Raw genomic sequence first — 15,809 nt, 5'->3', positions numbered from 1 at the left:
CTTTGTTAATGTGTTGCGCCGCCCGTCACTGCGATATCGCTTTCCACCTGCAAGGCGGTGGCAATTGCAATCTCCAGCGCACGGCGCACCGTTTCTGTCGCCATACTTGGCGCTCCGGGATGCTGTGCAGCCTGTTGCGGCAAATATGGGATATGAATAAAGCCGCCCTTCACCGCCGATGCGTCGCGTAGTTTATGCAGCAGGCCATACATCACGTGGTTACACACGAAAGTGCCAGCGGTCTGGGAAACCGAAGCCGGAATTCCCGCGTTGCGCATAGCCACAACCATCGCTTTGATCGGCAGCGAGCTAAACCACGCAGCTGGACCATCGGCTACAATCGGCACATCTACCGGCTGTTGCCCCTGATTATCCGCAATACGCGCATCGTCAACGTTAATCGCCACGCGTTCCACGGTGATATCCGTGCGGCCACCTGCCTGCCCCACCGCCAGGACCAGCGATGGCGACAGCGCGTCAATTGCGCCATTGAGTACGGTAAGAGACTCGCCAAAGACGCACGGCAGTTGGCGGGCAACGACGCGGCATCCACCGATGATAGCATTATCGAGTCCCGAGACCACTTCCCAGGAAGGGTTAACTGACTCGCCGCCAAAGGGTTCAAATCCCGTGATGAGTACTGTTTTCATCCTGTCACCTTACAAGAACATCAGGAAATACATCAGGAACACGTTGACCAGCAGCAGCAGTATGCCGGTTGGCACCTGCGCTTTAATCACCGCGTTTTTGTCCGGTAGTTCCAGCAGCGCAGCAGGGACAATGTTAAAGTTCGCCGCCATCGGCGTCATCAGTGTCCCGCAATAACCGGAGAACATACCAATCGCCGCCATTACCGCCGGATTACCACCGTGTTGCAGTACAAGAATTGGAATACCAATCCCAGCGGTCACGATCGGGAAAGCAGCAAACGCATTGCCCATGACCATAGTCAGCAATGCCATGCCGATGGTGTACACCGCCACTGCGATAAAGCGACTGTCTACCGCCAGATATTCCTGCGTCAGATATGAAATGCCGCTGCCTACGCCCGCTGCCGTAAACAACAGCCCGAGCGTAGCCAGAATCTGTGGCAGGATGAACGCCCAGCCGATGGAGTCCAGCAGACGGCGCGCCTCCTGGATCGGTTGATGCACCCGCTCATGGGTCATTTTTATTGCCATCGACAGGCCAATCAACGAACCTGCGGTCATGGAAAAAAGCGTCACCAGCGTGGCGTGATTACCCGGCCCAAACAGCGCATCCTGTAAGCCCGGAATATGGTTGAACATCAGCACGCCAATAACCGTTACCACCGGGATCGCCAGCGCCGGGAAAAAAAGGCGGTTGCCCAGGCGACTGGCACTTTCTTCGCGTTGTTGCTGCGTCCGTTGATGGTAACTTCCCAGCTTCACGCCGCCAAAACCGGCGATCAGCGCCAGGACGACCACCGCAATACCGACGGCAATATGCACCGCGCGCTTGTCGCCAAACAGCGAGAATGTCCAGTCGCCAAGCAGAAACAGTACGCCGTATATGCCCCAAAACAGGCCAGTGGTGAAACGACGCGGGTTCGCTTTATCCTGCCAGGACATGACAGCCACAATCAGTAATACCGCGCCCGCCAGCCAGTAGAGATAGCTTTGTTGAAAATTCATTGCGCTTCCCCTTTCGCTGCGGCATTCGCTTTCGCCACCTCACGTTGCAAATAGCTATCCAGACGCCACAAACGTGTGCCGTGGATCAGGAAAGCACAAATTGCTGTTGGGATCCCCCATAGGGCGATATGCAGCGGTTCGGTCTGGATCCCACCAGACTCCAGCATAAAGTTATGCATGAAGATGATGGCGCCGAAAGCAACAAAGATATCTTCACCGAAAAACAGCCCGACGTTATCGGTCGCCGCTGACATTGCGCGCAGTCGATAGCGTACCGCCCCAGGTATCTCGCCGTGATTTTTCTCAGCGGCCCCTTCCGCCATCGGCGCCAGCAGCGGACGCACCATTTGCGGATGCCCCCCCAGACTGGTGAGTCCTAATGCAGCGGTCGCTTCGCGAATGAACAGATAGACAATCAGCAGGCGGCCGCTGGTAGCGCTGCGGATTTTTGCAATCCACGCCTGCGCACGCTCTTTCAGACCATGACGCTCCAGCAGACCGATTACCGCCAGTGGGATCAATAAGATAAATGGCAGGTTACGGGTGTTGAGAAAACCTTCACCCAGTTTCTCGAGAATAGTGGCGATAGGCATATGCGCCGCCAGTCCCGTGACGATCCCGGCAATAATAACCACCAATACCGGGTTAAAACGTAAAAGAAATCCGACCACGATGACGGCGATCCCCGTCAATGGCCAGAGAGAAATAGCCTCTCCCATAATTAAATCCCTTATGTTGTTGTGTAATATATTATTGTTTTGTATGAATAAATTTATGCGCTAATTTGAATATTGCATGCTTCAAAGGCGCTACGCAAGCGGCGGGCAAAAGCGAGTGCGTGCTCGCCATCCCCATGAATGCATACCGTCTGGGCAGTCACGCTCGCCCATGTCCCACTTTGGCTTTTTACTCTGCCGGATTGCACCATTTCTAACGTTTGCGCCAACGCCTGCTCTTCATCCTCAATCAGTGCGCCCGGCTGACTACGCGGCACCAGGCTGCCATCGGCCTGATAACCCCGATCGGCAAACACCTCCTGACGCGTTACCAGGCCATAGTGTTCTCCAGCACGAATCAGTTCGCTTCCCGCCAGTCCCACTAAAATCAGCGACGGATCGCAGGCATGAACCGCTTTCGCAATCGCATCAGCCAGTTGAGGATCTTTCGCTGCCTGGTTATAGAGCATGCCATGCGGTTTGACATGATGCATCACACCGCCCTCCGCCCGCGTGATGGCAGCCAGCGCGCCAATTTGATACAGCGTCTGCGCATACACCGTTTGCGCAGGCAGGGTCATGGCGCTACGGCCAAAATTTTCCCGATCCGGAAAGCTGGGATGCGCACCTATCGCTACGCCATTTTTTAGCGCTTCGCGCACGCTTGAGAGCATGGTTTGCGCATCGCCTGCGTGAAACCCACAGGCGATGTTGGCCGATGACACCAATTGCAGCAACGCTGCATCGTTCACACATCCCTCACCGAGGTCTGCATTGAGATCAATTTTCATTGTTAAGCCGCCATGCTAACTGTTCCAGGTAACGCTGCTGGTCGTACCGCGCCTTCAGCGCTTCCTCCAGCGAACACTGCACAAAATGAATCGGTTGACCGAGCGGGATCTGCGCCAGATGATACATATCTGCCTCGATGATACAGGCGATGCGCGGATAGCCGCCCGTCGTCTGCGCATCGTTCATCAGCACAATGGGTTGGCCATTATGTGGAACCTGCACCACACCGGGGAGCAAGCCATGCGACAGCAGCTCGCGATCGGTCGTGCGCGTCAGCGGCTGCCCCTGAAGACGATACCCCATACGGTTACTTTGCGGGCTAAGTTGCCACGGTGAGCGCCAGAACGAAGCCTGCGATACCTCATCAAACTCCTGATATTCAGGTCCGGGCAGCGCACGAATGAGATTACCCCACATCAGTTGCTTAACACCTTGCGGCTCGCTGAATTTCCGGGTAGATACGCCAATCGCCAGTCGATCGCCATCACGCAGTAGACGCCCTTCAAACCCACCAATGCCCACTTTCAGATCGGTACTACGCGAGCCCATCACTTCAGGAACATCAATACCGCCCGCTACCGCCAGATAACTGCGCATGCCATGAAGCGGACGTTTTAGCGTCAGGCGCTGCCCGGCTTTTACCGGTAACCGCCATCCGCTCCACACGGGCGTACGATCCAGATGCGCTTCGCATCCGGCACCGGTCAGGGCAAACCAGCCATCGGCTTCAAACTCCACCACCAGTTGCCCCAGCGTGATTTCCAGCGCTGCGGCATTCGCATCATTACCCACCAGCAGGTTAGCCACGTTCAGCGCCGGTTTATCCAGCGCCCCACAGTGACTGATTCCGGATTGACGAAAACTATGACGTCCCCCGTCCTGTACTGAGGTGTACATGCCAGCGCGGATGATGTTTAACATATCCCCTCCTTCTGCGGGACAAAACGCACCGTATCGCCAGCACGTAACAGAATCGGCTCCTCCCGTTTTGGATCAAATAACGAAACGGAGGTACGCCCAATCAATTGCCACCCGCCAGGCGTGGAAAGCGGGTAGATCCCCGTTTGAGATCCACCGATACCGACAGAACCTGCCGGAACAAGCAAACGCGGTTCCGCACGTCTGGGAGTATGCAGTTGTTCAGGTAAGCTCCCGAGATAGGGGAATCCCGGCTGAAAACCGATAAACCACACCACGTAATCAACCGACGCATGAAGTTCCACAACTTGCTTGTCACTTAATCCGCTGTGCCGGGCGACCTCTGCCAGATCGGGGCCGGCCTCACCGCCATAGGTGACGGGAATTTCAATAAAGCGCGAATCCGGCTCCAGTGCTTCACTCTCTTCCCACCAGCGTTGCAGGCGCTCAATCGCATCCAGCGCCAGCGTTTGCGGGTCGCGCAAGGTCACCGTGATATTGTTCATGCCTGGAATAGCTTCCAGTACATTCGGGGCATCAACCAGACGCTGGGCCAGACGCCAGATGCGTTTCTGAGTCGCCAGCGTAATGGGCGGTTCCAGTTCAAGAACCACTGCCGTTTCACCTAACAGATAACAACGCGCTCGCTGCACTTTCGTCCCTCTTTATTACGCTGGATTAGGAATATCGATAAAAGTCACGTCCAGATCGGTATTTTCATTAAGCCAATCGCTTAATGCGCGAATGCCGCCGCGTTCGGTCGCATGGTGACCGGCAGCATAAAAATGCAGCCCCTGCTCGCGGGCTGAGTGAATGGTTTGCTCTGAAACTTCACCAGTGATAAAAGCGTCGACGCCAAACCGGGCTGCGCTATCAATAAAACTTTGACCGCCCCCGGTACACCAGGCGACGCGCTGAACTTTTTCCGGACCGGTATCACCACACCATAACGGTTTACGGCCTAAACGCGCTTCAATCCATGATGCCAACTCCAGTCCCGGAACCGGCATGGAGAGTTCTCCCCATGGCACCAGCGGTTCGATCTCACCCATCACGGTAATCCCCAACAGCGCGGCCAACTGCGCGTTATTCCCCAGTTCCGGGTGAGCATCCAGCGGCAGGTGCCAGCCATACAGGTTGATATCGTTTTCCAACAGCGTTTTCAGACGATGGCGCTTCATGCCGCGAATTACCGGAGATTCGCCTTTCCAGAAATAACCGTGATGAACGATAACCGCATCTGCCTGCAGGCGCACCGCCTCATCCAGCAGCGCCTGACTTGCGGTCACGCCGGTCACGATTTTATGCACCGTCTCTTTGCCCTCAACCTGCAAACCATTCGGCGCATAGTCGCTAATGGCGGCGCTGTTCAGTTTGTCGTTGATCAGTTGTTCCAGTTCGGTGTTTTTCATCATCGTCCTCGTAGTCATTAATTCTGCCTGCCTAATCAGCAACACAGCTTAGGTTAAAATAGCGTCCTCGCCTGCGTTCGTCGATAGCCATTTCACTGACACATCAAGAAACAATCACACCCGCTTTGAACATGATTTGCTTACCACTACGCGATCCAATTCATGTATATTTATGCAATCAGACAGCATATTGCAAAAATAATCAGATCTGTATCAAAGTTACAACTTTAAGGAAACACACTCGCGCAGTACGCTCAGCCTGTCGCGAGGCATTTACTTCGAGAAAATAATGAATAAACAAGCATCTCAACCACGGGCGATTTATTACGTCGTCGCGCTACAAATCTGGGAATATTTCAGTTTTTACGGCATGCGTGCGCTGCTGATCCTGTATCTCACTAACCAGCTCAAGTACGACGATAATCACGCATATGAACTGTTCAGCGCCTACTGTTCGCTGGTCTACGTCACCCCCATTCTCGGGGGATACCTGGCAGATAAAGTGCTCGGTAATCGAATGGCGGTGATGATCGGCGCATTTTTAATGGCGGTGGGACATCTGGTATTGGGCGCAAGCGAAATGGCTCCGGCGTTCCTTTATTTGTCGCTGGCGATCATTGTCTGCGGCTACGGTCTGTTTAAATCCAACATTAGTTGCCTGCTGGGCGAGTTATATCAGCCTGAAGATCCGCGTCGCGACGGTGGATTCTCTCTGCTCTACGCAGCCGGTAACATCGGTTCGATCATCGCACCAATTGCCTGCGGATACGTGCAGGAAGAGTACAGCTGGGCGATGGGCTTTGCGCTGGCTGCGATTGGCATGCTGGCAGGGTTGGTGATTTTCTTATGCGGTAATCGCCATTTCGCTCATACCACTGGCGTCAACAAGGCCGTGCTATGTGCGAAAAAGTATATGCTGCCAAACTGGGCCTGGCTGTTAGTTCTGCTGGTTGCAGCACCGTTACTGATTACCGTCCTGTTCTGGAAAGAGTGGTCCGTTTACGCACTGATCGTTGCCACGGTTATTGGTCTGGCGGTTCTGGCGAAGATTTACCGTCAGGCGCAAACCCAAAAGCAGCGCAAAGAATTGGGGCTTATCGTCACGCTGACCTTCTTCAGCTTGCTGTTCTGGGCCTTTGCTCAACAGGGCGGCAGCTCGATTAGCCTGTATATTGACCGCTTCGTAAATCGCGATATTTTGGGGTATTCCGTCCCGACCGCGATGTTCCAGTCGGTTAACGCCTTTGCCGTTATGCTGTGCGGTATCGTGCTGGCCTGGGTAATCAAAGAAAGCGTTGGCGGCAATCGTACCGTACGTATTTGGGGTAAATTCGCCCTTGGCCTCGGTTTAATGAGCGCAGGGTTCTGCATTCTGACCTTAAGCGCCCGCTGGTCCGCAGCTTACGGCCACTCTTCCATGCCGCTGATGGTATTGGGGCTGGCGGTCATGGGCTTTGCCGAACTGTTTATCGACCCGGTGGCGATGTCGCAAATTACGCGTATTGAGATCCCTGGGGTGACTGGCGTATTAACAGGCATTTATATGCTGCTGTCCGGCGCCATCGCCAACTACCTGGCAGGCGTTATCGCCGATCAGACGTCGCAAGGCTCGTTTGATGCTGCTGGCGCTATCAACTACTCCATCAATGCGTATATTGATGTCTTTAGCGAAATTACCTGGGGCGCGCTGGCCTGCGTGGTGTTGGTGCTGCTGATTTGGCTGTACCAGTCGCTTAAGTTCAGAAACCGTCCGCTGGCGGTAGAATCCTGAGTGTAAGGGCCCGATGATGTAATACTATTCGGGCCTGTTTTTTCGGGTAATTACGCATAACTTGCAGCGAGTTCCTCTTCAGTAAGCCCCGTCACTAGTAGTACCATTGCGCGATCTATTCCCTGCTCCAGCATAGTTTGCGCTATACGTAATGCGGCTTCTCGCTTTCCAACTTCTTTACCTTGTTGTAAACCTTCCTGTAATCCATCTAACCGTAACCGCTCCGCAATAGTCATCAGCCTCTCCTTATGTTGGGGGATCCGTTGCGCCATCTCTTGCATAAACTCATTAAAGCGAGATTCATCGCCGGATCGTAGGATGTAATTAAACATCGCCTGCAGTTGCGTGTCATTAGCGCATCCAGTAAGTAGTAGCGTGGTCAGTTGTTCTATCAGCCCCATCAAATCCCGCTGACGGATATGTTTTTGCATTAATTCCAGCAGCGCCATTCGCCTGTGAGCCATGATCTCATCATCGGGTACCACCGTTATGTCTACCAACGGAAATGCGCTGGAATAAAGCTGTCTTGCCGCCACGGGGTCGGCAAAGGTATCCAGCCAGCACAATGAGTACGGATAGGGGCTTCGGCAGCCATGATAAAACAGCATCGGTATCACCAGCGGCAGTTCCTTGTGCCCTGCGTCCAGATGGCGCTGCATCGCCGCCAGCGCATAACGCAACAGACGAAAAGCCATATGTGGCTCGGCTGAACTTTGATGCTCTATCACTACATAGACATAACCGTCACCGTTGCGTGTGTGCAAAGACCAGAGCACGTCGGAGTAGCGCGAACGTAAATCCGCTTCAATAAAGCTTTCTGACTCCAGTTGCAGCGAATTCAAATCGCAAAGCATCCGCAGTTCAGCTGGCAGGTGAATGTCGAGAAAATCTCGTGCAGTTTCGGGATGATGTAAAAACGTTTTAAACACCGCATCATGCGGGGTGGAGGTCGTTGGCGTTGTCATTAATTTCCGTCATTTTCATTCAGATGACGGAAATTTACTGCTGAGAGAAAACTTGTGCAGCAGGGTATTCACGGTACTGAGCGCACGCTTCAGCGCTAAAATCACCCGACTGCAACATGTTCATTCTGTTGGAAGGTATTACGCAAAATCCACCATGCCTTTACCCCTTGCGCGCCGCCTCATATGCCGACAGCGTCGCCAGCCTAGCCTGTTTATGATCCACAATCGGGCGAGGATAACTTAGTGTTACCTGCGCTTTTTCTGCCCACGACCACGGGTCATGAATGGCTTTATCCGGCACGTCGCGCAGTTCCGGCACCCACTGGCGGATAAACTCACCGTCACGGTCGAATTTTTCGCCCTGCGTCGTGGGGTTAAAGATACGGAAATACGGTGCGGCGTCGGTTCCGGTTGAGGCTGCCCACTGCCAGCCGCCGTTATTGGCCGCGAGGTCACCATCAATCAGTTGCGACATGAAATATTGTTCGCCTTTACGCCAGTCAATCAGCAGGTCCTTCACCAAAAAACTGGCGGTAATCATGCGTAATCGATTATGCATCCAGCCCGTGGCGTTGAGCTGACGCATCGCCGCATCCACAATAGGGTAACCCGTACTACCCGTTTTCCAGGCCTGCAAATGCGTCGGATTATTCTGCCATTGCACGCGATCGGTCCAGCGGATAAAGGGTTGATACCGACACAGCGCCGGATGGTAAGTCATCAGATGACGATAAAATTCACGCCAGATAAGCTCGTTCAGCCAGACGCTACCCCTGCCGCCCTCAAGCGCCTGCGGCTGCTCCGCGAGCAGTCGATTCAGGCACTGGCGCGGTGATAGTCCTCCTGTCGCCAGGCTCGCGGATAATCGACTGGTCCCGTCAATCGCAGGAAAATCACGCTGCTGCTCGTATTCTCCCGCCGCCTGCTGGCAAAACTGACGTAATTGCGCGATGGCCAATTTTTCATCTGCCACAAACCTCTGCGCATCAAAATCTTGCTGCGGATAGCTCAGCGTTATTGCGCTTAACGACGTGCTGAGTGCGCCGCTGTCCCTCATTTTCGGCGCGCTAACGCATTCTGGAATACCGTCTTTAATCCGCTTCAGCCAGGCATTTTTAAACGGCGTGAACACTTTATACATCTCATGATTGCCGGTCATCACAGCCCCCGGGGGCAGGATCACGCTGTCGTCAAACCCTTCGCACACCACCTGAGGTAAGGACTTTTCGACGGCGGCATCACGCTGGCGTTCGTTTATTTCATATTGATAGTTATAAAATAATCGACTGACGTCATGCTGCAGGCAGACATTTTTGATGGTGTCCACGCTGGCCGCAAAATCAGCCACTTCGTAAAACAGTAAAGGGATGCCTTTTTCTGCCAGCGCTGTTTGTAACGCATTCAACTGCGCGCAGGTAAATGCCGCCTGGCGCGGGGCCATATCGTGGGCCTTCCACTGCTCGGGGGTAGCGATATATAACGCCAGCACCTGCGCAGAACGATCCCGACAAGCCGCCGCCAGCGCGAGGTTGTCGTGCAGGCGTAAATCACGCCGAAACCAGACCAAATGGGTGGTCATAACACTCCTGAAGAAAAAACTTAACGCCCGTAGCGCAAACGCAGAGCCTCTGGCCAGGGATTGAAATAGCGCTGCCCGGAGAGATAAGCATCCGGATATTCCGCCATATAGTGTTTGAGTAATGTTATTGGCGCAAGCAGCGGTTGAGTCGAACGTCGATACCCGTCAATGAGAGAGGCCAGCTCCTGCCGCTGACGAGAATTTAATTGCGTACGGAAATAGCCCTGGACATGCATCAGCACGTTGGTATGGTTGCGCCGGGAGGGAAGATGCGCCAGCAAACTCATCAGCCTTAAGCGATACTCGACAAAATAAGCCTGCAAATCTTGCCATTCGCCGATCGCCGCGACAAAACGCCCGAGTTCGCGATAGTCCGGCTGGGAATGGGCCAACAGTAATAGCTTGTAACGGCTGTGATAATCGATTAGTGCTCCGCGCGTTAACCCTTGCTGACGGATACCGTTGAGCTCGTGCAAGGCATAAATGCGCTCAACAAAATTTTCCCGAATCTGCGGGTCGTGCAAACGCCCGTCCTCTTCCACGGGAAGCCAGGGTAACGTCGACATCAGCACAGACGTAAAGATCCCTCGTCCCGCTTTACGGTTGTTTTTGCCTTCCGCGTCGTAGACCCGCACCCGTTCCATACCGCAACTAGGCGATTTTGCACAGACAATATAGCCACACAAATGCTCCAGACGATCGCTTTGTCGCTGACTAAAAGCCGTCATTACGTCTGTCAAATCACCCTCGCGCTTATCACTAAAACGCAGGGAGACAGCCTCGCCCTCTTTGACCAGATGCAGCGCAGGTCTCGGGACCGGTAACCCGATACCCATTTCAGGGCATACGGGTTCGAAAGCGACCCACGGCGACAGTTCTTCCACAGCAAAGGCCAGCCGCTTGTGCCCACCATCATAGCGAACCTCCTCCCCCAACAGACAGGCACTTATACCAACAGGGATTTTCTCGCTCATGATCGCTCCTTTCTCATTCCTGAGATAAGTGTAGCTATCATGAACAAAAAAGCCGCTGATATCAGCGGCTTTTGGGGATTTATTAGCTATCAGTAGAAATCGCAGGTGGCTTTTTCAGCCTGCTCCATCCACACCGGTTTATCACTGGTTTTAGACCAGACGCGGTGCAGGTAGCTGTAAAAACGGGCGCGGTCTTTCCAGAACAACATGACCGGCAGCGCCAGCACGCCCGCCACAACGGCAAAGGTACGGCGCAAGAAAACAATGTGTGCTGGATATTCTTTATAAAAGTCCATAATCCTCTCCCATATATCTGTTCGGTGAATCGCACCGGAAAAATAAACTTGGTTAACTGATGAAAATAATACCGCCTTGTGTGTAATTTTGCTACTCATCCGACCACTTATTTTTATCTATTGATGCTCCGTTTAGCTAAAAACTGTAATTAAGTTACATAAAAGTTAAATTAATACTAACCATTAGTTAAATAATGGTCTTTGCCATTTTTATACTTTTTTTACACCCCACCCACTGATTTTTGCGAAATCTTTGCAAGCAAAAATCTACGCTCTGGTTATCACATTTATGCCACTGGAGGTGCACTGTGAGTGCAGGCGTGATAACCGGCATTGTGCTGGTCTTTTTATTATTAGGTTATTTGGTGTATGCCCTGATTAATGCGGAGGCGTTCTGATGGCGGCCCAAGGATTTTTACTCATTGCCAGTTTCTTGCTGGTGCTGTTTGTCGTCGCCAGACCGCTGGGCTTTGGGCTGGCTCGACTGATCAATAATACGTCCCTGCCGGGCCTGACTGGCGTGGAGAGTTTGCTCTGGCGCTCTCTGGGCATCTCGCAGCAGGAGATGAACTGGCGGCAGTATCTGTTGGCGATCCTCGCGCTCAATGTACTGGGCCTGCTGGTCCTGTTTTCGATGCTGATGGCGCAAAACCTGCTGCCGTTAAATCCCCAGCAACTGCCAGGGCTTTCGTGGGATCTGGCGCTTAACACCGCGGTGAGTTTTGTCACTAATACCAACTGGCAATCCTACGCTGGTGAAACCACCTTAAGCTACTTCAGCCAGATGGTCGGGCTGACCGTACAAAACTTCCTGTCAGCGGCAACCGGGATTGCGGTGATTTTTGCCCTGACCCGCGCCTTCACGCGCCAGAGTATGAACACCTTGGGCAACGCCTGGGTCGACCTGATTCGCATTACGCTGTGGATCTTGCTCCCCATTGCATTGCTCATTGCGCTGTTCTTCATTCAGCAAGGTGTGCTGCAAAACGTATTGCCTTATCAGCCCATCACCACCCTTGAAGGGGTTAAACAACTGCTGCCGATGGGGCCCGTCGCCTCACAGGAAGCGATTAAGATGATTGGCACTAACGGGGGCGGTTTCTTTAACGCTAACTCATCACATCCGTTTGAAAACCCTACCGCATTGACCAATCTGGTACAGATGCTGGCTATTTTCTTAATTCCTACCGCGCTGTGTTTTGCCTTTGGTGATGTGGTGGGCGATCGTCGCCAGGGACGGACCCTGCTGTGGGCCATGTCGCTGATATTTGTGGTCTGCGTAGCTGTGGTGATGTGGGCCGAAGTTCAGGGCAACCCGCACCTGATGGCATTCGGTGCAGACAGCAATATCAACATGGAAGGCAAAGAGAGCCGCTTTGGCGTGCTGGCCACGAGTCTGTTTTCCGTCGTGACGACAGCGGCATCTTGCGGCGCTGTCGATGCTATGCATGACTCCTTCACCGCACTGGGCGGCATGGTGCCGATGTGGTTAATGCAGATTGGTGAAGTGGTCTTCGGCGGCGTGGGTTCAGGTCTGTACGGCATGCTGCTGTTCGTGCTGCTGGCGGTATTTATCGCCGGGTTAATGATTGGCCGCACACCAGAGTATCTGGGTAAGAAAATAGACGTGCGCGAAATGAAAATGACCGCGTTGGCGATTCTGGTCACCCCTGCGCTGGTCCTGATCGGCACAGCGATCGCCATGATGACCGAAGCTGGCCGCAGCGCCATGCTTAACCCGGGTCCACACGGGTTTAGCGAAGTGCTGTATGCCGTGTCGTCCGCCTCGAACAACAACGGTAGCGCCTTCGCCGGGTTAAGCGCCAACAGCCCGTTCTGGAACTGCCTGCTGGCCTTATGCATGTTCTTTGGTCGCTTCGGCGTGATCATTCCCGTGATGGCGATTGCCGGATCGTTGGTCAGTAAAAAGATCCAACCAGCCAGCCCGGGCACGCTACCTACCCACGGCGCGCTGTTTGTCGGGTTGTTGATCGGTACGGTGTTACTGGTTGGCGCTCTCACCTTTGTTCCTGCCCTGGCGCTTGGCCCGGTCGCAGAATACCTGTCATTACACTGAGTGATGCGGAGCACATTACTATGAGTCGCAAGCAACTGGCGCTGTTCGAACCCTCTCTGGTCGCACAGGCGCTGATGGACGCCGTGAAAAAATTAAGCCCACATACCCAGTGGCGTAATCCGGTGATGTTTATCGTCTGGTTGGGCAGTCTGTTAACGACCCTGTTAACCGTGGCGATGGCAACAGGCCATATGCCGGGTAATCCTTGGTTTACCGGCGCGATAAGTCTGTGGCTGTGGATTACCGTTCTGTTCGCCAACTTTGCTGAAGCGCTGGCGGAAGGACGCAGTAAAGCTCAGGCCAATAGCCTGAAAGGCGTCAAAAAAACCGCCTTTGCCCGCAAGCTTCGCGAACCGAAATACGGCGCGGCAATGGATCACGTCCCTGCCGATGATTTACGTAAAGGCGATATCGTGCTGGTGGAAGCTGGCGATATTATCCCGTGTGACGGCGAGGTGATCGAAGGCGGCGCGTCGGTAGATGAAAGCGCCATTACCGGTGAATCCGCGCCGGTGATTCGTGAATCCGGTGGTGATTTCGCCTCCGTCACCGGCGGGACTCGCATCCTCTCCGACTGGTTGGTTATCGAATGCAGCGTAAACCCTGGTGAAACGTTCCTCGACCGGATGATCGCCATGGTTGAAGGTGCACAGCGGCGTAAAACGCCCAATGAAATTGCCCTGACGATCCTGTTGATAGCCCTGACCATCGTCTTTCTACTGGCTACGGCCACGCTGTGGCCGTTTTCCGCCTGGGGCGGTAGCGCGGTCAGCGTCACGGTATTGGTTGCGCTGCTGGTGTGTTTAATCCCTACGACGATAGGCGGGCTGCTCTCCGCGATTGGCGTCGCCGGGATGAGCCGCATGTTGGGTGCGAACGTCATTGCCACCAGCGGACGTGCAGTAGAAGCGGCGGGTGACGTGGATGTACTGCTGCTGGATAAAACCGGCACCATTACGCTAGGTAACCGCCAGGCTTCAGATTTTCTGCCCGCCCACGGCGTGGACGAAAAAACGCTGGCCGATGCCGCGCAGCTTTCATCCCTGGCCGATGAAACGCCGGAAGGCCGCAGCATCGTGATTCTGGCTAAACAGCGCTTTAATCTGCGTATACGCGACGTGCAATCGCTGCACGCCACCTTTGTACCGTTTACCGCCCAAAGTCGGATGAGCGGGATCAACATCGACAACCGTATGATCCGCAAAGGGTCGGTCGATGCTATTCGTCGTCACGTCGAGGCCAACGGCGGCCACTTCCCCGCCGACGTTGAGCAGAAGGTCGAAAACGTCGCACGCCTTGGCGCTACGCCGCTGGTGGTTGCTGAAGGCTCCCACGTACTTGGCGTGATTGCCCTGAAAGATATCGTAAAAGGCGGGATTAAAGAGCGTTTTGCCCAACTGCGTAAAATGGGGATCAAAACGGTGATGATCACTGGCGACAACCGTCTGACCGCCGCCGCAATCGCCGCGGAAGCCGGAGTGGATGACTTCTTAGCCGAAGCCACACCGGAAGCCAAGCTGGCGTTGATTCGTCAGTATCAGGCGGAAGGTCGTCTGGTGGCGATGACCGGCGACGGAACTAACGACGCACCAGCCCTTGCTCAGGCCGATGTGGCCGTTGCGATGAACTCCGGAACCCAGGCAGCGAAAGAAGCGGGCAACATGGTGGACCTCGACTCCAACCCCACCAAACTGATTGAAGTGGTGCACATTGGTAAACAGATGCTGATGACGCGCGGTTCGCTGACCACCTTCAGTATCGCCAACGACGTAGCGAAGTATTTTGCCATTATCCCGGCCGCGTTCGCCGCCACCTACCCGCAGCTCAATGCGCTGAACGTGATGGGGCTGCATTCGCCGGACTCGGCGATCCTCAGCGCGGTTATCTTTAACGCACTGGTTATCGTCTTTCTGATCCCACTGGCGCTGAAAGGCGTGAGTTACAAACCGTTATCCGCTTCCGCGATGCTGCGCCGCAATTTGTGGATCTATGGCCTGGGTGGTCTGGTTGTGCCGTTTATCGGTATCAAAGCAATTGATTTACTGCTGACCCTGCTGGGTCTGGTGTGAGGTTTCTGATGAGTGGATTACGTCCTGCATTATCAACATTGATTTTCCTGATGCTTATCACCGGCGGGGCATACCCGCTGCTGACCACTGCGCTGGGGCAATGGTGGTTTCCCCACCAGGCTAACGGTTCGCTTCTCCGCGAAGGTCAGATTGTTCGCGGCTCCGAGCTCATTGGGCAACAGTTTACCGCTGCCGGTTATTTTCAGGGACGCCCCTCAGCCACAGCGGAAATGCCCTATAATCCAATGGCTTCAGGCGGCAGTAATCTGGCAGCCAGCAACCCGGAACTGGATAAACAGCTGCAAAGCCGGATTGCCGCGCTGCGTGCCGCTAACCCGCAGGCAAATCCTGCCGTTCCGGTAGAGCTGGTAACAGCTTCCGCCAGCGGGCTGGATAACAACCTGACGCCAGCTGCGGTGGCCTGGCAAATCCCCCGCGTGGCGCAGGCTCGCAACCTCAGCGTTGAAGAGGTCACACGCCTGGTTGCACAATACACGCAAAAGCCGTTGGTCAGTTTTATCGGCCAACCGGTGGTGAACCTGGTGGAACTTAATTTAGCGCTGGATAAGCACTGAGAAAAAGGAC

General features: G+C 54.2%; 16 protein-coding genes. 5 read left to right on the top strand and 11 right to left on the bottom strand.

The annotated features are described in order from the left end of the window. Positions 1 to 5: 5 nt before the first annotated feature. From pcp to ybgI, 7 genes are read right to left on the bottom strand one after another with little or no spacing between them, the layout of a single operon-like run. Positions 6 to 650, bottom strand: coding sequence for a pyroglutamyl-peptidase I (gene pcp / locus WN16_RS10790; protein WP_044701027.1), 645 nt, complete (start codon positions 648 to 650; stop codon positions 6 to 8). A 9-nt stretch (positions 651 to 659) separates the two neighbouring features. Then, positions 660 to 1,655 (bottom strand): DUF979 domain-containing protein, encoded by a 996-nt coding sequence (locus tag WN16_RS10785; RefSeq protein WP_003835448.1) that lies wholly within the window; start codon positions 1,653 to 1,655, stop codon positions 660 to 662. Further along, positions 1,652 to 2,374: a DUF969 domain-containing protein gene (locus WN16_RS10780; RefSeq protein WP_003835449.1), complete on the bottom strand. Its 723-nt coding sequence runs from the start codon at positions 2,372 to 2,374 to the stop codon at positions 1,652 to 1,654. Before WN16_RS10780 ends, WN16_RS10785 begins: the two co-directional genes overlap by 4 nt. A gap of 53 nt (positions 2,375 to 2,427) precedes the next feature. Continuing rightward, positions 2,428 to 3,162 carry a 5-oxoprolinase subunit PxpA gene (gene pxpA, locus WN16_RS10775; RefSeq protein WP_044701024.1) on the bottom strand — a complete coding sequence of 245 codons (735 nt, stop codon included), beginning with the start codon at positions 3,160 to 3,162 and terminating at the stop codon, positions 2,428 to 2,430. Next, a complete protein-coding gene (gene pxpC / locus WN16_RS10770) occupies positions 3,152 to 4,084 on the bottom strand; it encodes a 5-oxoprolinase subunit PxpC (protein ID WP_032938517.1) in 933 nt (310 codons plus the stop codon). Before pxpC ends, pxpA begins: the two co-directional genes overlap by 11 nt. Next, entirely contained in the window at positions 4,078 to 4,734 is a 657-nt protein-coding gene (gene pxpB / locus WN16_RS10765) for a 5-oxoprolinase subunit PxpB (protein ID WP_003835457.1), read from the bottom strand. Before pxpB ends, pxpC begins: the two co-directional genes overlap by 7 nt. A 15-nt stretch (positions 4,735 to 4,749) precedes the next feature. Then, complete coding sequence (ybgI, locus tag WN16_RS10760; protein ID WP_003022887.1) at positions 4,750 to 5,493, bottom strand: radiation resistance protein YbgI; 744 nt, start codon at positions 5,491 to 5,493, stop codon at positions 4,750 to 4,752. A gap of 289 nt (positions 5,494 to 5,782) precedes the next feature. Between ybgI and dtpD the strand changes: the two genes are divergently transcribed. After that, positions 5,783 to 7,264 (top strand): dipeptide permease DtpD, encoded by a 1,482-nt coding sequence (dtpD, locus tag WN16_RS10755; RefSeq protein WP_003847348.1) that lies wholly within the window; start codon positions 5,783 to 5,785, stop codon positions 7,262 to 7,264. Positions 7,265 to 7,314: 50 nt separating this feature from the next. Here dtpD and WN16_RS10750 read toward each other — a convergent pair whose 3' ends face one another. The 4 genes from WN16_RS10750 to WN16_RS10735 form a co-directional block, all read right to left on the bottom strand. After that, positions 7,315 to 8,229 carry an Rpn family recombination-promoting nuclease/putative transposase gene (locus WN16_RS10750; protein WP_016149795.1) on the bottom strand — a complete coding sequence of 305 codons (915 nt, stop codon included), beginning with the start codon at positions 8,227 to 8,229 and terminating at the stop codon, positions 7,315 to 7,317. A 160-nt stretch (positions 8,230 to 8,389) separates the two neighbouring features. Next, on the bottom strand, positions 8,390 to 9,808 hold the full coding sequence (gene phrB / locus WN16_RS10745; RefSeq protein WP_044701018.1) for a deoxyribodipyrimidine photo-lyase: 1,419 nt from the start codon (positions 9,806 to 9,808) through the stop codon (positions 8,390 to 8,392). Between the two features lie 20 nt (positions 9,809 to 9,828). After that, the gene (locus WN16_RS10740) at positions 9,829 to 10,782 is read right to left on the bottom strand and encodes a DUF523 and DUF1722 domain-containing protein (protein ID WP_047715969.1); all 954 of its coding nucleotides are present in this window, start codon (positions 10,780 to 10,782) and stop codon (positions 9,829 to 9,831) included. A gap of 89 nt (positions 10,783 to 10,871) precedes the next feature. Then, positions 10,872 to 11,078, bottom strand: coding sequence for a YbfA family protein (locus WN16_RS10735; protein WP_003022870.1), 207 nt, complete (start codon positions 11,076 to 11,078; stop codon positions 10,872 to 10,874). A 308-nt stretch (positions 11,079 to 11,386) separates the two neighbouring features. Here WN16_RS10735 and kdpF point away from each other — a divergent pair, with 308 nt between their 5' ends. From kdpF to kdpC, 4 genes are read left to right on the top strand one after another with little or no spacing between them, the layout of a single operon-like run. Beyond that, positions 11,387 to 11,476, top strand: coding sequence for a K(+)-transporting ATPase subunit F (gene kdpF, locus WN16_RS10730; protein WP_001670793.1), 90 nt, complete (start codon positions 11,387 to 11,389; stop codon positions 11,474 to 11,476). Next, positions 11,476 to 13,155: a potassium-transporting ATPase subunit KdpA gene (gene kdpA, locus WN16_RS10725; RefSeq protein ID WP_044701010.1), complete on the top strand. Its 1,680-nt coding sequence runs from the start codon at positions 11,476 to 11,478 to the stop codon at positions 13,153 to 13,155. Before kdpF ends, kdpA begins: the two co-directional genes overlap by 1 nt. Positions 13,156 to 13,175: 20 nt before the next feature. Beyond that, the gene (gene kdpB, locus WN16_RS10720; RefSeq protein WP_003022864.1) at positions 13,176 to 15,224 is read left to right on the top strand and encodes a potassium-transporting ATPase subunit KdpB; all 2,049 of its coding nucleotides are present in this window, start codon (positions 13,176 to 13,178) and stop codon (positions 15,222 to 15,224) included. 8 nt (positions 15,225 to 15,232) lie between these two features. Beyond that, positions 15,233 to 15,799 (top strand): potassium-transporting ATPase subunit KdpC, encoded by a 567-nt coding sequence (gene kdpC, locus WN16_RS10715; protein ID WP_003835531.1) that lies wholly within the window; start codon positions 15,233 to 15,235, stop codon positions 15,797 to 15,799. Positions 15,800 to 15,809: the final 10 nt, after the last annotated feature.

It is taken from the genome of Citrobacter sp. ABFQG (genome assembly GCF_004322975.1).
Taxonomy (GTDB): Bacteria; Pseudomonadota; Gammaproteobacteria; order Enterobacterales; family Enterobacteriaceae; genus Citrobacter; species Citrobacter freundii.
This window is presented reverse-complemented; position numbering and strand designations above follow the sequence as displayed.

Excerpts from the sequence above, each read along its gene's own strand:
- WN16_RS10750 (WP_016149795.1), bottom strand. The coding sequence starts at position 8,229 with ATGACAACGCCAACGACCTCCACCCCGCATGATGCGGTGTTTAAAACG.
- WN16_RS10780 (WP_003835449.1), bottom strand. The coding sequence starts at position 2,374 with ATGGGAGAGGCTATTTCTCTCTGGCCATTGACGGGGATCGCCGTCATC.
- ybgI (WP_003022887.1), bottom strand. The coding sequence starts at position 5,493 with ATGAAAAACACCGAACTGGAACAACTGATCAACGACAAACTGAACAGC.
- pxpC (WP_032938517.1), bottom strand. The coding sequence starts at position 4,084 with ATGTTAAACATCATCCGCGCTGGCATGTACACCTCAGTACAGGACGGG.
- kdpC (WP_003835531.1), top strand. The coding sequence starts at position 15,233 with ATGAGTGGATTACGTCCTGCATTATCAACATTGATTTTCCTGATGCTT.
- phrB (WP_044701018.1), bottom strand. The coding sequence starts at position 9,808 with ATGACCACCCATTTGGTCTGGTTTCGGCGTGATTTACGCCTGCACGAC.
- pcp (WP_044701027.1), bottom strand. The coding sequence starts at position 650 with ATGAAAACAGTACTCATCACGGGATTTGAACCCTTTGGCGGCGAGTCA.
- dtpD (WP_003847348.1), top strand. The coding sequence starts at position 5,783 with ATGAATAAACAAGCATCTCAACCACGGGCGATTTATTACGTCGTCGCG.
- kdpA (WP_044701010.1), top strand. The coding sequence starts at position 11,476 with ATGGCGGCCCAAGGATTTTTACTCATTGCCAGTTTCTTGCTGGTGCTG.
- kdpB (WP_003022864.1), top strand. The coding sequence starts at position 13,176 with ATGAGTCGCAAGCAACTGGCGCTGTTCGAACCCTCTCTGGTCGCACAG.
- WN16_RS10740 (WP_047715969.1), bottom strand. The coding sequence starts at position 10,782 with ATGAGCGAGAAAATCCCTGTTGGTATAAGTGCCTGTCTGTTGGGGGAG.
- WN16_RS10735 (WP_003022870.1), bottom strand. The coding sequence starts at position 11,078 with ATGGACTTTTATAAAGAATATCCAGCACACATTGTTTTCTTGCGCCGT.
- pxpA (WP_044701024.1), bottom strand. The coding sequence starts at position 3,162 with ATGAAAATTGATCTCAATGCAGACCTCGGTGAGGGATGTGTGAACGAT.
- WN16_RS10785 (WP_003835448.1), bottom strand. The coding sequence starts at position 1,655 with ATGAATTTTCAACAAAGCTATCTCTACTGGCTGGCGGGCGCGGTATTA.